The 17,225-nt window shown below is 49.9% G+C and carries 16 protein-coding genes; 2 read left to right on the top strand and 14 right to left on the bottom strand.

The window, feature by feature from the left end; all coding sequences use genetic code 11:
• The 6 genes from KJ869_08445 to KJ869_08420 all read right to left on the bottom strand — a co-directional run.
• On the bottom strand, window positions 1–224 hold a 224-nt coding region (locus KJ869_08445), incomplete at its 3' end, for an isochorismatase family protein (GenBank protein MBU1577222.1).
• 376 nt (window positions 225–600) lie between these two features.
• Window positions 601–1,005 (bottom strand): methylmalonyl-CoA epimerase, encoded by a 405-nt coding sequence (gene mce / locus KJ869_08440; GenBank protein MBU1577221.1) that lies wholly within the window; start codon window positions 1,003–1,005, stop codon window positions 601–603.
• A 27-nt stretch (window positions 1,006–1,032) separates the two neighbouring features.
• Window positions 1,033–2,088 (bottom strand): mechanosensitive ion channel family protein, encoded by a 1,056-nt coding sequence (locus KJ869_08435; protein MBU1577220.1) that lies wholly within the window; start codon window positions 2,086–2,088, stop codon window positions 1,033–1,035.
• A 110-nt stretch (window positions 2,089–2,198) separates the two neighbouring features.
• Window positions 2,199–3,188, bottom strand: a complete 990-nt coding sequence (gene meaB, locus KJ869_08430) for a methylmalonyl Co-A mutase-associated GTPase MeaB (protein MBU1577219.1) — start codon at window positions 3,186–3,188, stop codon at window positions 2,199–2,201.
• Between the two features lie 103 nt (window positions 3,189–3,291).
• Complete coding sequence (locus tag KJ869_08425) at window positions 3,292–3,681, bottom strand: cobalamin B12-binding domain-containing protein (GenBank protein ID MBU1577218.1); 390 nt, start codon at window positions 3,679–3,681, stop codon at window positions 3,292–3,294.
• A 73-nt stretch (window positions 3,682–3,754) separates the two neighbouring features.
• Window positions 3,755–5,539: a methylmalonyl-CoA mutase family protein gene (locus tag KJ869_08420; protein ID MBU1577217.1), complete on the bottom strand. Its 1,785-nt coding sequence runs from the start codon at window positions 5,537–5,539 to the stop codon at window positions 3,755–3,757.
• Between the two features lie 151 nt (window positions 5,540–5,690).
• On the opposite strand from KJ869_08420, the gene KJ869_08415 reads away from it, so the two are divergent.
• Entirely contained in the window at window positions 5,691–6,200 is a 510-nt protein-coding gene (locus KJ869_08415; GenBank protein MBU1577216.1) for a methylated-DNA--[protein]-cysteine S-methyltransferase, read from the top strand.
• Window positions 6,200–6,577, top strand: coding sequence for a PilZ domain-containing protein (locus KJ869_08410; GenBank protein MBU1577215.1), 378 nt, complete (start codon window positions 6,200–6,202; stop codon window positions 6,575–6,577). The genes KJ869_08415 and KJ869_08410 overlap by 1 nt, the downstream gene beginning before the upstream one ends.
• Window positions 6,578–6,692: 115 nt before the next feature.
• Here the strand turns inward: KJ869_08410 and KJ869_08405 are convergent, their stop codons facing one another.
• The 8 genes from KJ869_08405 to KJ869_08370 form a co-directional block, all read right to left on the bottom strand.
• Window positions 6,693–7,166, bottom strand: a complete 474-nt coding sequence (locus KJ869_08405; GenBank protein ID MBU1577214.1) for a DUF192 domain-containing protein — start codon at window positions 7,164–7,166, stop codon at window positions 6,693–6,695.
• A 66-nt stretch (window positions 7,167–7,232) separates the two neighbouring features.
• Window positions 7,233–10,301 (bottom strand): hypothetical protein, encoded by a 3,069-nt coding sequence (locus KJ869_08400; protein ID MBU1577213.1) that lies wholly within the window; start codon window positions 10,299–10,301, stop codon window positions 7,233–7,235.
• Between the two features lie 38 nt (window positions 10,302–10,339).
• A complete protein-coding gene (locus KJ869_08395; GenBank protein MBU1577212.1) occupies window positions 10,340–11,113 on the bottom strand; it encodes a response regulator in 774 nt (257 codons plus the stop codon).
• A 15-nt stretch (window positions 11,114–11,128) separates the two neighbouring features.
• A complete protein-coding gene (locus tag KJ869_08390; GenBank protein MBU1577211.1) occupies window positions 11,129–13,102 on the bottom strand; it encodes a cache domain-containing protein in 1,974 nt (657 codons plus the stop codon).
• 65 nt (window positions 13,103–13,167) lie between these two features.
• Window positions 13,168–14,601 (bottom strand): aldehyde dehydrogenase family protein, encoded by a 1,434-nt coding sequence (locus KJ869_08385; GenBank protein MBU1577210.1) that lies wholly within the window; start codon window positions 14,599–14,601, stop codon window positions 13,168–13,170.
• Window positions 14,602–14,659: 58 nt separating this feature from the next.
• Window positions 14,660–15,334 (bottom strand): hypothetical protein, encoded by a 675-nt coding sequence (locus KJ869_08380; protein ID MBU1577209.1) that lies wholly within the window; start codon window positions 15,332–15,334, stop codon window positions 14,660–14,662.
• A 269-nt stretch (window positions 15,335–15,603) separates the two neighbouring features.
• Window positions 15,604–16,497 (bottom strand): HEAT repeat domain-containing protein, encoded by an 894-nt coding sequence (locus KJ869_08375; GenBank protein MBU1577208.1) that lies wholly within the window; start codon window positions 16,495–16,497, stop codon window positions 15,604–15,606.
• A gap of 264 nt (window positions 16,498–16,761) precedes the next feature.
• Entirely contained in the window at window positions 16,762–17,223 is a 462-nt protein-coding gene (locus tag KJ869_08370) for a hydrogenase maturation protease (protein MBU1577207.1), read from the bottom strand.
• Between the last annotated feature and the right edge of the window lie 2 nt (window positions 17,224–17,225).

Below are 17,225 nucleotides of genomic sequence, written 5' to 3'. Positions count from 1 at the left end.
TCCCATCCCGACGGCAGATGCTCCCAGCGTTCGGCCATGAGATTTCCTGGCCTTGATGGTGCAGTATGGCTGGTATAGATGACCGACCATTTTTTATCGCGGGCGAATTTTATCAAATTATTTATTTTAGGAATGATCTTTACGCTGTCCGGCAGATAGGCCTGTGAATTTTTATCGAAAAAATAATTCTGAACATCTATCACCAGCAGGGCATATTTATTCATAACACTCCCCTCTCTGTTTTTGCTTTTTGTCATTGCGAGAGATTCTTTTAACCCCACAGACCAATAAAATTCCCAGATCCCGTCATTCTGAGTTTTACCGCCTGCTTTCCCACCGAAGAATCTATCTGCAAAACGCAATTCTGTCAGATCCTTCGAGAGCCTGTCAAATAGCCAATCTCAGGATGACTAAGACTAAGCAAAAAACCCAGGCCGCAGATGCGGTCTGGGTGGCTAAAAGCCTGTTACATAACCGAAACATTTATTCTTACTCACCCATTCAACCTGTCAAGCACAAGAGCAATCTCAGGGTGACAGCAATTGTCATCCTGAGGATACTTCAAAGCAAGGCCGGATGAAGGATGACCAAGGTATTATTTTAATGGCTCTCGGAAAGCTCCAGCAAAACCCCTTTGGTGGACTTGGGATGCACGAAGGCGATCTTGTGGCCGCCGGCCCCCACTCGGGGAACCTTGTCTATCAGCTGATACCCTTTGGCAGTCAGCTCCTCCAGGGCCTTTTCGATATTATCCACCTTCAGCGCCAGGTGGTGGATGCCCTCTCCCTTGGCCTCGATGAACTTGGCGATATTGCCGTCCGGCGCGGTGGACTCCAGCAGTTCGATGCGACTGTCTCCCACCGGAATGAAGGCTACTTTCACCTTTTGGCTCTCCACCGTCTCGGTTGCTTCCAGCGCCAGGCTCAATCCTTCGGTGTAAAATTTCTGAGCCTCTTCGAGGTTTTTCACGGCTATGCCGATATGATCAATCCCATGGATATGCATTTTTGATTCTCCGGTATATTTTATTTTTTATATCTTAGTTAAATGTATGGTCTGGGTGGGATAGGCAAATTCTATCTTCTTTTTGGCGAATGCCTCCATGATGGCCAGGTTGATCTGTTGCTGGATGTCCATATATTTCAGATAATCCCCGCCTTCCACGTAATAGACGATCTCGAAGTTAAGGCTGAAATCACCGTAGGAGGAAAAATGCGCCCGGTCAAAGATGGCGCAGGGAACATCCCGGATGATCTTCCCGATCATACCCGGGATATCCTTCACCTTCTTGGGATCAGTACCATAGGTGACCCCGATCTTGAACAGCACCCGGCGATTGATCATCCGCTTGTAATTGCGCAGGCGGGAATTGGTAAGGTCGGTGTTGGCAAATATCAGCTGTTCGCCGCTCAAACTGCGGATCCGGGTGCTCTTGATCCCGATGTGTTCCACCGTCCCCATGAATTCGCCCACCACCACGAAATCGCCGATCTCGAACGGCCGGTCGAAGAAGATGGAGAAGTAGCTGAACAGGTCGCCCAGCACCTTCTGGGCAGCAAAGGCTATTGCCAAGCCGCCGATGCCCAGCCCGGCCACCAGGGCCGAGACCTTAACCCCGAGGTTGTCCAACAGGATGATCAAGGCCAGACCCCAGACTACCAGTTTGAGTATGGTCAGTATCCCCCGGTAGGCGGCGTTCTGTGAAGAGTCCTCCCCGCCCCGCTTCTTCCAATAGGCCTCCACAGAATAAACTGACAGGGACAGAATGAACTTGGCCGCCAGGTAGGTCAGGATCACGGCCCCGGAAACGTTGATGATCTTCTGAATCAGCGGCGTAATCATCAGGTTCTTGGTGCTCAGGTAGACTGCCCCCAGGTATAGCAGCGGGACGATCTTTTTATCAACGGCCTCAACCAGGCGGTCGTCGAATTGGCTCTCGGTCCGGGCGGTGATTTTCTTCAGCCGGTGGACCGCTATCAGATCCACGACTTTGATTATTATAACGGAGCCCGCCAAAATTGCCAGGCTTATTAAATAATCTGATATTTGATTATTAAAATAGCTAAGCTCCATAAACTCCCTGATCATCGTACCTTTCCTTTCCCAATCCCTCTGACGGTATCTATCGGATTGTCAAAAACATTTTATACTCGGGATGTTTCAGCGGCAATAGAGTCCAATAATAGATTTGCTTCTGTCTAACCTCCCCCGTCGGCCCCCTGTCCCCATTTATCCCACATAGTCTCCATCTCCAGTTCCCTTAATGCCTCCCTGGCGACGGTATGAGGGTCAATGAATTTTAAATATACCTCCTCAATATTATCCCTAGTGGTGATATCCTTGGTCATTTTGTCGCGGGCCCACTTATCAAGCTGATTCAGGATCAAGGTATGGACTTCGGTAACGGCCCGGTTCCTTCTGCGGGTTTCAAACTTGCCGCTATCATTAAGGTGCTTTTTATGCTGTTCAATGGCTTGGGCCAACTCCCCAATGCCAATATTATCTTTGGCGGTGACTTTTAGGATCGGCGGCACGAAATCGTCTTCGGTCATATCCCAGGTTGAGAGCAGCTGTTCTATAGCCATGACGCTTTTTTCCACCCCGTCACGGTCGGCCTTATTTACCACGAAAATGTCTGCGATCTCCATGGTGCCGGCCTTCAGCACCTGAATATCATCCCCCAAACCCGGCACGGTTACCAGGACCGTGGTGTCCACCTGGCTGGCCACTTCTATTTCGGATTGGCCTATCCCCACCGTCTCGAAGATTATAATATCATAACCGGCCGCATCCAGGATCTTGGCGGAATCGGCCGTGGCCACAGCCAATCCTCCCAGATGCCCCCGACTGCCCATGGAACGAATGAACACCCCGTTGTCGGTAGCGTGGGCCTGCATTCTTACCCGGTCACCCAAAAGGGCGCCGCCAGTGAAGGTGCTGGAAGGGTCTATCCCGATAACGGCCACCTTTAAGCCCAGCTTCCGGTAGTAGGCGATCATTCTGTCAACCAACGTGGATTTCCCCCCACCGGGAGGGCCGGTTATGCCCACTAAATAGGCTTGCCCGGTATGGGGATATAAGGATCTCAACAGCTCGACAGCCTGATAATCCTCGTTTTCAGCCAAGGTTATCGCTCGAGCTATCGAGCGGATATCCCCGGCCAGTATCTTTTGAACCAAGTTCTTCACAGGTTTTTATAAAATTAATTGTTTAAAAAATATAAATCTCTTTGCGCCATTTATCAAGTGCGGCCGGATGCTGTTTGTCAATGTTTAAAACACATTTACTGACTCAATTTGAATTGATATAATCTATCACCGACTTGGAGGTTGCGCCGGGGGTAAATATCTCCTTTATCCCCGCTTCCTTCAATGCCGGTATATCGTCGGCCGGGATAACCCCTCCGCCGAACACCTTGATATCTTCCGCCTGCCTCTGTTTCAAGATTTCCACCACTTTGGGAAACAGGGAGTTGTGAGCCCCCGAAAGACAGGACAGTCCCACCCATTGAACGTCCTCCTGTATGGCCGCACTGGCAATGGCTTCCGGGGTTTGCCTCAAACCGGTATATATCACTTCGAAGCCGGCGTCCCGTAGCGCTCGGGCAATGAACTTAGCCCCCCGATCGTGCCCATCCAAGCCGGGCTTAGCAATTAATATTCTGGTCTTTTTGTTTGACATATATGTAATTTCTCCATGAAAATTTATCTGCCCCTCTCATTCCGATTTTGCCCGGCGAGAGGATTGACCTGTTTTATAGTACCACCGATTCCCGGTATTCGCCGAATTCCTCCCGGAGCACTTGGCATATTTCCCCCAGAGTGGCATACTGCTTGACCGCAGTTAAAATGAGCGGCATCAGATTATCCTTGCCTTGAGCGGCCTGGCGAATCTTTTCCAGCGAACTTTGAACCGCCATATTATCGCGCTTGGCCTTTATCTGGTTTATTTTTATTATCTGAGCCTCGGCCACCGCCTGTGAAACCTTAAGCAGATTTTTCATCGGTTCTTCCTGGACGATGAATTTATTGACCCCCACCACTACCCGTTCTTTACTCTCAACATCCAGTTGATAGCGGTAAGCCGACTCCTGGATCTCGCTCTGAATATAGCCCTTCTCCACCGCCCGGACCATGCCACCCATCTTGTCTATCTTATTTATGTATTCCATGGCGGTCTTCTCGATCTCATTGGTTTTGGCTTCGATATAATACGAACCCGCTAGGGGATCTATAGTGTCGGCCACCCCCGATTCATAGGCTACGATCTGCTGGGTACGCAGGGCTATCCTTACCGATTCCTCGGTCGGCAGGGCCAGGGCTTCGTCCTTGGAGTTGGTATGCAAGCTCTGGGCCCCGCCCATGACAGCCGCTAAGGTTTGAATGGTTACCCGGACTATGTTATTATCCGGCTGCTGGGCGGTCATGGTGGACCCGGCTGTTTGCGAGTGGAAACGAAGCATCAGCGAGCTGGGCTTTTGGGCGTTAAAACGTTCCTTCATGATCCTGGCCCACATTCTCCGGGCCGCCCGGAACTTGGCCACCTCTTCGAACAGATTATTGTTGGCATTGAAGAAGAACGACAGCCGGCTGGCAAAGTCGTCCACGTTCAACCCGGTATCCAGGGCGGCCTGAACATAGGCGATTCCATCGGCCAGGGTGAATGCCACCTCCTGGGTGGCGCTGGCTCCGGCCTCCCTGATATGGTAGCCCGAAATGGAAATGGTGTTCCATTTGGGCACTTCCTTGGCGCAGTATTCAAAGATATCCGTGATCAGGCGCATGGAAGGCTCGGGCGGAAAAATATAGGTTCCCCGGGCTATATATTCCTTTAAGATATCGTTTTGGATGGTGCCGTGTATCTGAGACGGACCAACTCCCTGTTTTTCGGCAACTGCAATATACATGGCCAGCAATACCGAGGCCGGAGCGTTAATGGTCATGGAGGTGGATACCTTGTCCAAGGGAATTCCGTCGAAAAGGATCTCCATATCGGTAAGCGAGTCTATCGCCACTCCGACCTTTCCCACCTCCCCGGTTGACATCGGGTGATCGGAATCATATCCGATCTGGGTTGGAAGGTCAAAAGCGATCGACAGGCCGGTCTGGCCCTGGGCGAGAAGATATTTATAACGTTTGTTGGATTCGGCAGCATCCCCGAAACCGGCATACTGCCGCATGGTCCAGAACTTGCCCCGGTACATGGTTGGCTGGACGCCTCGGGTGTAAGGATATTGCCCGGGGAAGCCCAGCTCTTTGGGATAATCCACTTCCCCGACATCATCCGGGGTATAAAGCCGGTTGACCTCGGCCCCCGAAGTGAGTATAAATTTCTCTTTTCTTTCGGGATATTTGGCCAGCAATGGAGCAACGCTGTTGGACTGCCATTCGGCGATCTGCTTTTTCAGATCGTCAGTGACGAGGGCTTTTTTAATTACTGCCGGTTCGGGAACTTGAGCCTTTTTATCGGTCTTTTTTTTACTGACCGGGCTGGGCTTTTTTAGTCCCTTCTTTTTAGCTGCTATTTTAACGGTTTTCATATCTTCCCTGCAATATATTGATTGATATGTTTCACAACTTATAATCAATTATTATAACACTATGGATATAAAAAAGCAAAATTTTAATTTAATTTATTTATTGACAAAATATCGCTAATCAATTATTCTTAATGCAACGGGAGTGATAAAAATGGTCAGATATACCAAAATATACTTTACCAGATACAGCTCACCCATCGGCCAGCTATACCTGGCCGCCACCGATAAGGGTTTGCTGAGCATTGCTCCGGGAAAAGGCTCCGAGCTGGCCTTCCTAATGGCTCTTCCGATCAGGCATTACGATCTGGTGCGCAGCGAAAAACCTTTTATACCTATCAAAAAACAGCTGGACAAGTATTTCCGGGGGCTGCCGGTGGTCTTCAGCTTCAAGGCAGACCTTAGCCGCGGCACAGCCTTCCAGAGAAAGGTCTGGGAAAAGCTGTCCGGCCTGTTGCCCGGGCAGATGATGACCTACGGCATGCTGGCCAGGGAGATCGGCCGGCCCAAAGCTTACCGCGCCGTTGGCCAGGCAGTGGGGGCCAATCCGCTGCCGATAGTAATCCCCTGCCACCGGGTAATAGCCTCCGACGGCTCGCTGGGCGGCTTTGCCTGGGGAATAAACGTCAAGAAAAAATTGTTATCCATTGAAGGGATACGTTGATGAAAAAATCAGCCAAGTCAAAAGAAAGAAGAAAGTTCATACGGCTGCCGGTGGAAATAAGGGTAAAATATAAAGCCCTTAAGGAGATCATTGACACCAGCGGCTTAAAACCGGCCAAGGTGAAAAACTTGAGCTCCGGGGGGATACTTTTTCATTCCGGCAAAAAACTAAGCAAAGACGATACCCTGCAGTTAAAACTTGATTTTGCCAGGGGCAAAAGCAAATATGATTTGGCGGCTATCGGACGGGTGGTGCGTTGCAGCGCATTGAAAAACGGACAATACACCATCGGGGTGCGGTTTATGGAGATATATTCCGACGACTTGAATTTACTGAAAGGGTATATTGAGAAGAAGGTGATAAAATCCGATAAATGATATATCCTATTTAAAACGAAACGGGGCGATAATATCGCCCCGTTTCGTTTATTTCGACTTTTGTACGCCCATCCTGTTCAAAGATGCCAGCCAGCGTTGTCGCAGTTATAGGCAATTAAAAAATCACCTTATCCCCGGCTTTGACCCCGTTCTGCCCAAACCAACCGGCGTTGGCCTCGATCACATAAAGAGCCGGAGCCAGCGAATGATAGCGCGGCCCCTCGTCCAGGGGCTTCATGGTCAGGATGTTGATAATTACGCCCTGGTCGGATATAAAGGCTATATCCAGGGGCAGGAAGGTGTTCTTCATCCAGAAGGACTGCATCTGGGGATACTCGAAGATGAAAAGCATCCCCTCGTCCTCCGGCATACTTTTCCGAAACATCAGTCCCTGCTCCCGGGATCTTGGGTTATCTACCACTTCCACCCATAAGACACTCTGCCCCACGGTAAGCTTGATTCTCCCATGCCGCTCCGGTTGGACTTGCTCTGTTTTATCCGGCCGGTAAGTTTTTTCGGCCTTTTGACGGCAGCCGGCAAATAATACAAACGCCAAAGTTGTTATAATTATTTTTGAATATTCACTCATTTTTCCTCTTGACCTATAAATTATGGAGCATCACGAATGGGGGCAGCATCTGGTCCTAAAAGCAGGTCATAAAATATTTTGGAAATGGCTGTGTTTTATCATGCTGCTGTCCAATAAACTTGATCGTTTTCTTTCCTGTTTAACGTAATCGGCCGATCCCCAGATTTTTAACGAATCATCTGAACCAGTGTCGCTGCCGCAGGTGAGAATTTGAGGCCCCATGCTCAGGCAGCTCCGGCTTTCGATTTTATGCCCCGGCAACAGCCAATAACCCGGGGCGTTTTTACCGGGCTTTATTATCATTAAGGTGCCGGCATTTTTATTGCCGGGCCGCCCTTTTAAGCCCACCAACAGGCGGCCATCGAAATACGCGCTGATACTGGCTACCTCGCCCTCTATATCGGAAGCCAGGGTTTCCATCTGGCCCGTCAGGCAATCGATAATCCCAATCTCAGTGATACCCTTGGAGCCTTTGCCGGTCCGGCCGATGGCTATCATTCCTCCCGGATATCGGCAAAGGTTTGCCCCGCCGGCCAGGCCGGTGTTATATGATAAGGCTAAACCTTTTCCCGTTTCCCAGACGGTCAATTTACCACCACCATCAAGGGAAAACACCCTGTTCCCGGGCCCCATTGCAATTGCCGCAATGTTTTTCCGGGATAGCTTTGCCGAGCCGACCAGTCCCTCTCCTTGGTTCCACAGGCGAATGCTCCCGTCCGAATGCCCGGTGGCAATCAGCTGATCGCGGTTTGAGGCAATGGCCGTTACCAGTGGTTGGTTCTTTCCCCAGTTGCTATAATATCCTTGCTTTAAGGAAGTGACGGCCAATCGGCCAGCACCGTCAAGGGACCATATTTCGTCTCCCAGTATAGCAATTTGCCTGATATCTCCGCCGGGGACGGTGTGATATTTCAGATGATTGCTGGGTCCGGAGAAGACCCCCACTTGACCGTCCTTTCCCCCGAAAGCCACCTGACCGGGGCCCATCAGAGCAATGCAATTTAGTGAAATACCCTCTGTTTCTATGGTTTCCAGTAAATACCGGGTGGATTTTGAATTAACGCTCGTTCTCCGGATATATGGTTTTTCACAGGGGTCTATTGCCAGCTTTTCTCCAACGGCTGAACTTTCCTTTATGATTTCTATCTTTTCTTTTTGACAGCCACTATTTTTATGAATGCTCTGCATCTTTCCGGTTGCCTGGCCAAACCTGCCAACCCGGATGAAACGTCCCCAGCTTTCGATCTTCCTTTGCTGAAACAGCCCCTGAATTTCTTCCCGGTCCGGCCGGGCGGGAAGGGAGTTTTCCAGTTGATATATCAGCACTCTGCCGTCGCGATGCAACCTGGTCTCCCGGAGATTCTGTTCTTCCACATATGACAGGCAGGTGGTTACGTTATCCAACAACCCTTCCCGCTCCTCAAGGTTTATCCGACGGGTGGAGTATGCGGCCCGAAATTTTAAAAGTACGTCTAAATGTTCATACTCATTAAACAAGTTGACCAAATGGTGAAAATAGGCATCGTCCCTCCAGCCGTCCAGGATAATCAATTTTTTATCCCGATTCTCCTTCATAAATTGCTCAAAATATTCCTCCGGGCGGTCGTCCTCCTCCGACAGGGGATAGTTCTGATAGAATTGCGGCAGGACGCGTTTCTTTAGAAATTTCAAACCCAGCATCCGGTTGAAGATATCATTGTGGTCCGCGTTATCCCGGGCTAAATACAGAATGTCCTTTGGTGCCCATCGGCCAAATCCGTTGGTCAGACACTGGCAGAAATAGGTCTTGCCGGTCCCTGAATCTCCAGTGACAGCCATTACAATCGGTGATTGTTTTTCCATCAAGTACCACAAAGTCTCCGAAAGTTCATACAATCCCTGACGGCTTGGTTGAAGCGACAATAGATCTTTTCCGGCGGTGTTGTGCATATGCAGACGGTTAAACAGCTCCGGTAATCCAAGGTTTTTCAAACCCAATAAAGCCTCTTCCGATACCCGCAGATGATCGTCCTTAAGCAGTTTCAACAACGCCGCAACAACCTCTGGTTCGACAGCCCCGGCTTCCCTTAACCGGGCTCGGCCTATTCTCCCCAAGGCCCAGGCCAAAACTGCCTTTACATCCCTGTCCCTGTTATCAGCTTGCGCAACAAGAAAAGGTATTGCCGGAGCCGGTGTTTCTTCAAGTTTCCCCAATGCCCATATTGCCTCTCGTATTTCCAGCCCGGGCGATCCAGCCTTTAATTTTTCGATAAAAGACCCCGCGGCCTTGGGCTCCTCAAGCCGACCTAAAACGTAAAGCAAGCCGGAGCTGAGGTTATCATGCTTTCCGTCCACCAGTTTCAATTGATCTACTATGGCTTCAGCGCACCGCCTGTCCCGAACCTTTCCCAAGATGCAGGTAGCCTCGTACTGAATGCCGCTGGATATTGGAATGTCGGGATTGCCCAGCAGCCCCAAGCAGGGCCTTACCATGTGCTGCAGCCGGTCAACCGGCCAAGCCACGGAACCGTCGAGCTGTTCCAGGATCAGTTCGTACGCCTCGCTCCTGAGCTTTGGATCGGATGGCCCGGTCAGCAGTCCTTTGATCTTCCGGTTCAACCGGTCCTCCTCGGCAATCAGCCGGGATATTTTAACGAACATCTCGGAACCCTGCAGCAGCTCATCGGCCAGCCGATCAAGGGCATTGGCCCGAGAATCTTCCTGGCCTGCCACCCCCCATCGATTGTAAGCCTCCTGTGTTTTTAAGGCGTATTCTTCTGACAACCTTCTGCCCTGCTGGTCCCATTCGGCCACCGGCCGGCTGGCATTATTTTTATAACAGGAGAATTCTATCAACCGGCATAAGGCGTTCAGGAAGGTTATCAGGACTGCCTCAGGGCTGGAGGCTGCTGGGCCCTGACCGAATGTTTTTTTTATGCTTCTCCAATCGGCCTCTCTTGAAGCCAGGATTGTTACCAGGTTTTCAAAATCTGCCGGCCGCCCGGAGGCGGTGGCCTGCTCCCATAGCCGGTACCACAGTTCGGCGGAGGCCTTTTCCCATACCTCCCCGGGGTCTTTCTGCCATCGTCCCTGCTCGTCCAGGAACGACATCCGGCTCGGTATGTATTCGGCCAGGCGCTGGTTGAAAGCGCTCACAATATTTTTTATGCGGGGTGTCGGCATTTTAGACTGCTTCACGAATTCAGGACCAACAGGCTGTTCAGATCGTCTTCCAGCTGGGTCGGGCTCACTTTTACCAGCCATCCCCGTCCGTAAGGCTCACGTTCCAATAAGGACATGTCGTTTTTTATCTCCTTGTTTACCGAGGCGATCTGTCCCGATACCGGCATCCACAGGCGGTGAGAATGCTTTTTAGTGTCGCGGATAGCAGCATAGGCTTCCCCCTGGATTATTTTATCACCCACCTCAGGAAGCTCGATGGCGGAGGCCGGCCCCAGGCCTTTCAAAAACTTATGATGAATGCCCACCGTTACCAGACCGTCCCGGCCGACCTGGACCCAAGAATTATCCGGAATGCAGTACAACTGCGGCTGATGCGTTTTCATCTTCGGGGCGGTTTCGGCGGTTCGGTCTGTTTTTCGGCTCGCCCTTACCCTCTGGACTATATTGCGCAGGTCCTGGGGGGTGAAGGGCTTGGGAAGATAGTCGAAAGCCCCTGATTTTATTGACTCCACGGCTGTTTTTATCGACGGGAATCCGGTGATCATTATGACAGCGGCCCGGGCTCGCCTCTTTTTTATTGTCGCCAACACCTCCAGGCCGCTGATTCCGGGCATCATCAGATCGGTTATTATCAGATCATAGCGTTGCTTCAGGTCCTTTTTCAGGGCTTCCTCGCCGCTCAAAGCGGTCTCCACCAAGCTGTTTCTGTTTTCCAGTACGCTGGCGATGCTTTTACAGACCGGCAGCTCGTCGTCCACCACTAGTATTTTTAATTTTCCAGCCATCGTTCAATCCCCTATTTACTGATTATCACTTATCGGCAGCCTTACCAGCACCCTGACTCCCTTGGTTTTTTGGTTGATGATATCAATGGCTCCGTTGTGCTGCTGGATGATGCCATAGCTGATGGCCAGCCCCAGACCGGTGCCCTTAATGCCCTTGGTAGTGAAGAACGGATCGAACACCTTGTTGACGACATCCTTGGGGATCCCGATTCCGTTGTCCTGGAAAAATATTTCGGCAAAGCGCAGATCACTGGAGACCCCGGTGCCCACCTTGAAGGTTCCGCCCTGGGGCATGGCGTCGATGGCATTGACTAAGATATTGGTAAAGACCTGTTTTATTTTATTGGCGTCAACCACCACCTGGGGCAGCCGCTTATCCAGGCTTGTCTTCAGATCGATCCGGTTGAACAGCAGCTGGTTCTTGAAAAGCTTTAGCAACATCACGATCAGGCTGTTGATATCCTCCGGCTTTTTTTCCGGCGGACTCTGCCGGGAGAATTCCAGCAGCCTTTTGACGATGGAGCTGCAGCGGGATGTCTCGTCGATTATCAGCTGGAGACTTTCCTTGGTCTTGGAGCGCCCCTTTATCTTTTCCAACATCAAATGGCTGTTTATCAGGATCGAGGTCAGGGGATTGTTTATCTCGTGAGCCACCCCGGCTGCCATTTTGCCCAAAGAAGACAGCTTTTCGGTCTGGATCAGCTGGGCCTGGGCGGCCTGCAGTTCTTCTGTTTTTTCACGCACCTTTTGTTCCAGGGTCAGGGTCAACGCTCGGTATTCCCCGGTGGTCCGCTGCAGCTCGGCGGTCATTTTGTTGAAGGATTCCGACAACTGGCCTATTTCATCCTGGGATGATATTTGAACCCTGACCGAAAGATCGCCCCCTGCCACCTGGCTGTTGGCCAAGACCAGGTCCTTGATCGGCCCGACGATCCGGCCGGCCAGGTAGTTGGCCGAGAACCACAGTAGGATCACCGTCAGGCCGGCAATGGCCAGGAAAAGGCCCAGGGTTCTATTTCTCAAATCTATATATGGCGCTTCAAGCATACCTACATAAAGAATGCCCACAATTTTTCCGTTGATGTTTTGAATCGGTTCATAGGCCGTCCGGTACCAGTCGTTGACCACGAAAGCCCTGCCTATCCAAGAGAGCCCCCTGGTCATCACCTGATCATATACTTCTTGAGAAACTCTGGTTCCCACCGCCCTGGTTCCGGTTACTCCGTGAACATTGGTTGATATCCTGAGATCGTTCAGAAAAATAGTGGTTGTCCCAATATCCTTCCCTTTATATTTTTCTCCTTTGTAAACGATATCCTTAACCTTATCAACAATTTCATAACTGTTGTTTATCAATTTTCCGCCATATAGAATTCCAATAAACTGCCCGTTTTTATCAAACAGGGGGGAGGCAGCCATGATCATTAAACCGGATGTTTCTACAGTGTCTTTTATCGTCCGCGCCTTAGGGGTGGGGATCATATTGACCCTGGCGCTCTGGGCTAAATCCCCGCCCTCTTTAACCAGTTCATCGGCCGGAATGCTTTCCGTAGAGGTTGCTGGCAGCTTGTTACGAAGAACCCAGTCGATCAGTTCATTATAAGGTTTGTCGCCAAAAGCAACTGGATTTCGTCCCCGCATTATTACCCGGCTTTTTAAATCAGTAACGGATAGTATATCCAATTGTTCCTTTTCCTTAATTTTCCGAAGCTCCCTTAAAAGATATCTTCTGTTTTCTTGCTTTACCGCGTCTAATAGATCGTATCTTTGGGCCAACAGGTACATGGTGTTATTTACCATTTTCCCTTCCTGCTGGTAGATCTCCCGGGCAGTATTAAGGTCCAGCCTTACTTTATCCTGAGCCTGTCCGATAACGGTATTGCCGATAAGTATGATGCCCACCAAGGCCGACAGGGAGACCCCCACCACTATGATGCTGGAAAAGCTCAATACCAGTTTGGTTTTTAATAATGGTGGCTTCAGTAACATTATCGCTTTCTTCTCACTCTATTTTTACAGGGTTAAATTATGTCGGCCGCAGAAATTTGCGGCTCTTATTTATTCATGTTGAAGATAACCATTCTCAGGGTGGTCATCTCCTCGATGGCAAATTTTGCCCCCTCCCTGCCCATTCCGCTGTTTTTATTGCCCCCATAGGGCATGTGGTCGATCCGGTAGGATGGGAAATCGTTGATAAGTATGCCTCCCACATTGATCCTTTTAATGGCCGTCAATGCCCGGCTGATATTGGAGGTAAATATGCCGGCCTGTAGGCCGTACTGGCTCTGATCGCATTTGGTAATGCCCTCTTCAAAACTGGAGACTTTTTCCACCACCGCCACCGGGCCGAATATTTCCTCCTTGACCACTTTCATCTCCGGTTTGGTATTGATGAGGATGGTGGGATGATATATATTTTCCTCCCTGTTCCCTCCGCAGACGACCTGGGCCCCCTGGGTCACGGCCTCCTTCACCCAGTCCTGAACCCGGTCGGCCTCCGATGCCGCTATCATTGGGCCGATATCGGTATCCTGATCCAGGGGATTGCCTATTTTAAGCCTTTGGGTTCCCGCGGCGAATTTATCCATGAATTCCGCATACCGGCTTTGATGCACATATATCCTCTGCACAGAGATGCAGACCTGGCCCTGATTGTAGAACGCCCCCAAAACACAACGTTTTACGGCGTAGTCCATGTCCTCGACATCCTCATCTATCACTACCGCGCTGTTGGATCCCAGCTCGAGAGTGACCCGCTTCAACCCGGCGTTCCTGATGATATGTTCACCCACCTCCCGGCTTCCGGTGAAGCTTATCTTGGATACCCGGTCGTCCCTGATCAGCATCTCGCCGACTTCGCTTCCCGGCCCAGGCAGAACGCTGATGGCCTCCTGGGGCAGGCCGGCCTCGAGAAAAGCCTTGATAAGCTCTATGCCCGACAGCGGCGTGGCTGTGGCCGGTTTGAGGATCACCGGGCAGCCGGCGGCGATGGCCGGAGCCACCTTGTGGGCCGCCAGGTTCAGGGGAAAATTGAAGGGGGTGACGGCCGCCACCACGCCGATGGGGTGCCTCTCGTAATGACCCACCCGCCCTTCGCCCGACTTTCCGGCGTCGATGGGCATGGTTTCACCGTGTATCCTCTTGGCCTCCTCGGATATGTATTCGATATTCTCGATGCACCGCTCCACCTCGGCCCGGGAGTATCTTAGAGGCTTGCCGGCCTCCCGGGAGATCATGATTGCCAGCTCCTCTTTTTTTTCCTCCAGTATGCCGGCGACCTTTCTGATGATCTCCGCCCGGCGATGAACCGGCAGGTCGGCCATGACCCTTCGGGCATCGGCGGCGCAGGACAAGGCCCGGTCGGTTTCGGTTGGCCCGGCAACGAATATTTCCGCTATCGCTTCATTGGTGTATTTATCAAATACCTTTTGGGTCTTTGACGATTCAGCCTCCCGGCCCCCGATTATCAGCTTGTAACTATCTTTCATTAAAAACCTCTTTATTTGCGATGGGCTGTTTTCTACAACCGTTTGATTGCCTCTGCTTTCAAGACCCAACGGCATTTCCTATCGTATTCTTGACCGAGAGTCTTTTTGCCAGGCCCAGAATAAAGCCCAGCGCCACCGCCAGCAGGGCGGCCACCACCACTCGGAATTCCGGAGGCAGAAGGTAATTGATGGTCTGCACCGGCAGCCAGAACCAGATGATGGACCAGCCCACCACGGTAAACATATTTTTCCAGTCGATGTTCACAACTGTCTCGATCAGCGGCCACCTGGCAAATAGCTTATTTTTCTCTATCAGGGTATCGGTTATCCGGTGGAAGACCATGAAGGGGAAGGCGAAGATCAGCTGCATGAAAAAGGATTTCCAGAAGGCCTCCAGCAGCCTGATGTTCCTGCCGGGCAGCAGACCGTTCCCCAACAGCCCGTCTATGCCGTAGGAAAAAAGCGGCAGAATGACGGTGAAGACCAGACCCAGAAAGGCCCAGACAGCGATCCGCTGATGAAGACGGATCCCCTTAAGCCGCCAGCGCCCGGTGATCACCTTGGTCCCCAGCAGTTCCCCCATGGTCCCCAGCAGGGCGAATTTGGCCATTCCCATAACGAGGGGGTGGGCCTTGGTGATGATCACGAAGGTTTCCCGGCTGGCGGGAAAGCTTAGAATGCCGGCCACCCCGGCCAGCAGGCCCAGCCAGATCATCGAGATAAGCAGATCCATAGGATGCTTCCCTTTTCGGTTAATAATAGATTGCGCACTAAGCTAACTGTATAAATATCAACTTAACCGCTATTTATCAATATCCCCTTCCTTGTCTGAACCCAACAATTTGCTTACCCCTGACAAGCAATTAGCATATATTTGCTAAAACTTTGTTTGGAAGTAATACCATAATCAGTAATGTTACAAACGCCATTATCTAATATATTTTCATTTACAATAAGTTTTGGGTCACTCCTTAAACAGGCAGACTTACTGCAGGAAACTCCTCATCTTTTGATTCCTGTGGAATTATACCGATACATATCTTCAGATAAACGCCTGATTTCTCCATCAACATCGTTTTCACTAATATATTTAAAAATTGGCAATAATGTGCTGTTAGTGCTATACCCTAAACATTCCAATACTGTTCTTCTGATTATTTTATCCTTATCCCAAAGATATTTATAAATGTACTCTACGGACCCATCTGGATCTAACCTAGCCATAGCTTCTATTGCTTTTATTCTTATTTCATCATTAAAACCTGGTTTTATATAATTGTTTAAATACGGCAATAAAACATCTGACCGAGGTGTAAGATCGTATTCCATCTTAGGTTTAATTAAGATACTATCCAACAAATTAATTATTGCCTCATCTTTATCTTGCTTATTTTTTAAAGCACTTATTATCGCTACCGCACTTTCCTTTTTCTTTTCATTTTTACAACTAGCTATTATATTATCCAGTGTGCTTATCGAAATATTATATTTATCATCAAAATCACTTTTGCTTAAACCGTTTCTAAAAGAAATAATTTCACTTGGGTCTCTTTTTTCAATGCAATTTGATAGTACCAAGGCAGCCAGTATTTTTATGCCAATTATCGGGCTAACTCCGATTTGATATGTCTCTGGTATCTTGTATCTAACATCACCCGGATATTTCAATATATTCATCATCATATTAACACAACTCCGTCTCTGCATCTTAAACAGAATATGAAAGGCGTTTTGCGTGGAATCTAAATCAATCTGCTCACCTGTGGTAATTTTTTTAACCTCATTTATAGAAGTGTGATACAGTATCTCATAATCTCTCTTATAGTTATTCAATAATGAATCCTGAATCGATGCTGTCATCAGTGTAGGTATCAACAACAGATGTATGAATTGCATTTTCATTCTCCTTTGGTTACAAAGCCCATCAAGTAACGCTGTGTGTTTTGTTACTTATGTTAGTGGTTGGAACATCAAGTAGGGCTGAACCTGCTATGTGGTAAAAGATACGGTTTATCAAGGCAGGTTGATGGTAATAGTATATTTTCAAACCGGAGGCAAAGTCAAGCACTAATTATTGTATTTGCCCCCAAGGTCAGTTTGCCGGCCTGTAAAAGAAGAACCTCCCGTCTTTCCGGGAGGTTCTTCTTTCCTGCGGGACTGTCACAGCATGCCTTTTATCATTTCGATCACCGGACCGACGGCCGCCCTTACCTCCGGGGTGATATCCTCGCTTACCAGGCGGTTCTCCAGTATCTCCACCGCTATGATCTCTATCCGCTCCGGGATCTTCATATTAAGCTTCCGGCCCAGCTTCAGGGAGGTAAAGAAACCGACATCATGAACCCCGGCGCTGCGCTGGGTGCAGTCGAAGTCCTCCGGTCGGAACCGGAGTATCTCGCCGGGCCGATGCAGGCCGGTCTTGATGGAGTCAATTATTATGGCCGTATCGTAGCCCTGCAGCATCTCCAGAATGGCCAGCCCGCCGCTTTCGATGGTCTCAACATCTATGCCCGAAAATTTTTGATCCTGTTTGATCCTTTCGGCGATGATCAGGCCGATGGCATCGTCCGAGGCGATGGCGTTCCCCATCCCCAGAATCAGAGTTTTGGCTTTTTCGCTCAATT

It is taken from the genome of Candidatus Edwardsbacteria bacterium (assembly GCA_018821925.1).
Lineage (GTDB): Bacteria > Edwardsbacteria > AC1 > AC1 > EtOH8 > UBA2226.
The sequence above is the reverse complement of the archived record's forward strand: the minus strand, read 5'-3'. Positions and strand labels throughout refer to the sequence as shown.

What these genes read in the sequence shown, in the direction of transcription:
- KJ869_08395 (MBU1577212.1), bottom strand. Translation starts at nt 11,113, where the DNA reads ATGGCTGGAAAATTAAAAATACTAGTGGTGGACGACGAGCTGCCGGTC.
- KJ869_08425 (MBU1577218.1), bottom strand. Translation starts at nt 3,681, where the DNA reads ATGTCAAACAAAAAGACCAGAATATTAATTGCTAAGCCCGGCTTGGAT.
- mce (MBU1577221.1), bottom strand. Translation starts at nt 1,005, where the DNA reads ATGCATATCCATGGGATTGATCATATCGGCATAGCCGTGAAAAACCTC.
- KJ869_08385 (MBU1577210.1), bottom strand. Translation starts at nt 14,601, where the DNA reads ATGAAAGATAGTTACAAGCTGATAATCGGGGGCCGGGAGGCTGAATCG.
- KJ869_08375 (MBU1577208.1), bottom strand. Translation starts at nt 16,497, where the DNA reads ATGCAATTCATACATCTGTTGTTGATACCTACACTGATGACAGCATCG.
- KJ869_08415 (MBU1577216.1), top strand. Translation starts at nt 5,691, where the DNA reads ATGGTCAGATATACCAAAATATACTTTACCAGATACAGCTCACCCATC.
- KJ869_08405 (MBU1577214.1), bottom strand. Translation starts at nt 7,166, where the DNA reads ATGAGTGAATATTCAAAAATAATTATAACAACTTTGGCGTTTGTATTA.
- KJ869_08380 (MBU1577209.1), bottom strand. Translation starts at nt 15,334, where the DNA reads ATGGATCTGCTTATCTCGATGATCTGGCTGGGCCTGCTGGCCGGGGTG.
- KJ869_08435 (MBU1577220.1), bottom strand. Translation starts at nt 2,088, where the DNA reads ATGATCAGGGAGTTTATGGAGCTTAGCTATTTTAATAATCAAATATCA.
- KJ869_08390 (MBU1577211.1), bottom strand. Translation starts at nt 13,102, where the DNA reads ATGTTACTGAAGCCACCATTATTAAAAACCAAACTGGTATTGAGCTTT.
- KJ869_08410 (MBU1577215.1), top strand. Translation starts at nt 6,200, where the DNA reads ATGAAAAAATCAGCCAAGTCAAAAGAAAGAAGAAAGTTCATACGGCTG.
- KJ869_08420 (MBU1577217.1), bottom strand. Translation starts at nt 5,539, where the DNA reads ATGAAAACCGTTAAAATAGCAGCTAAAAAGAAGGGACTAAAAAAGCCC.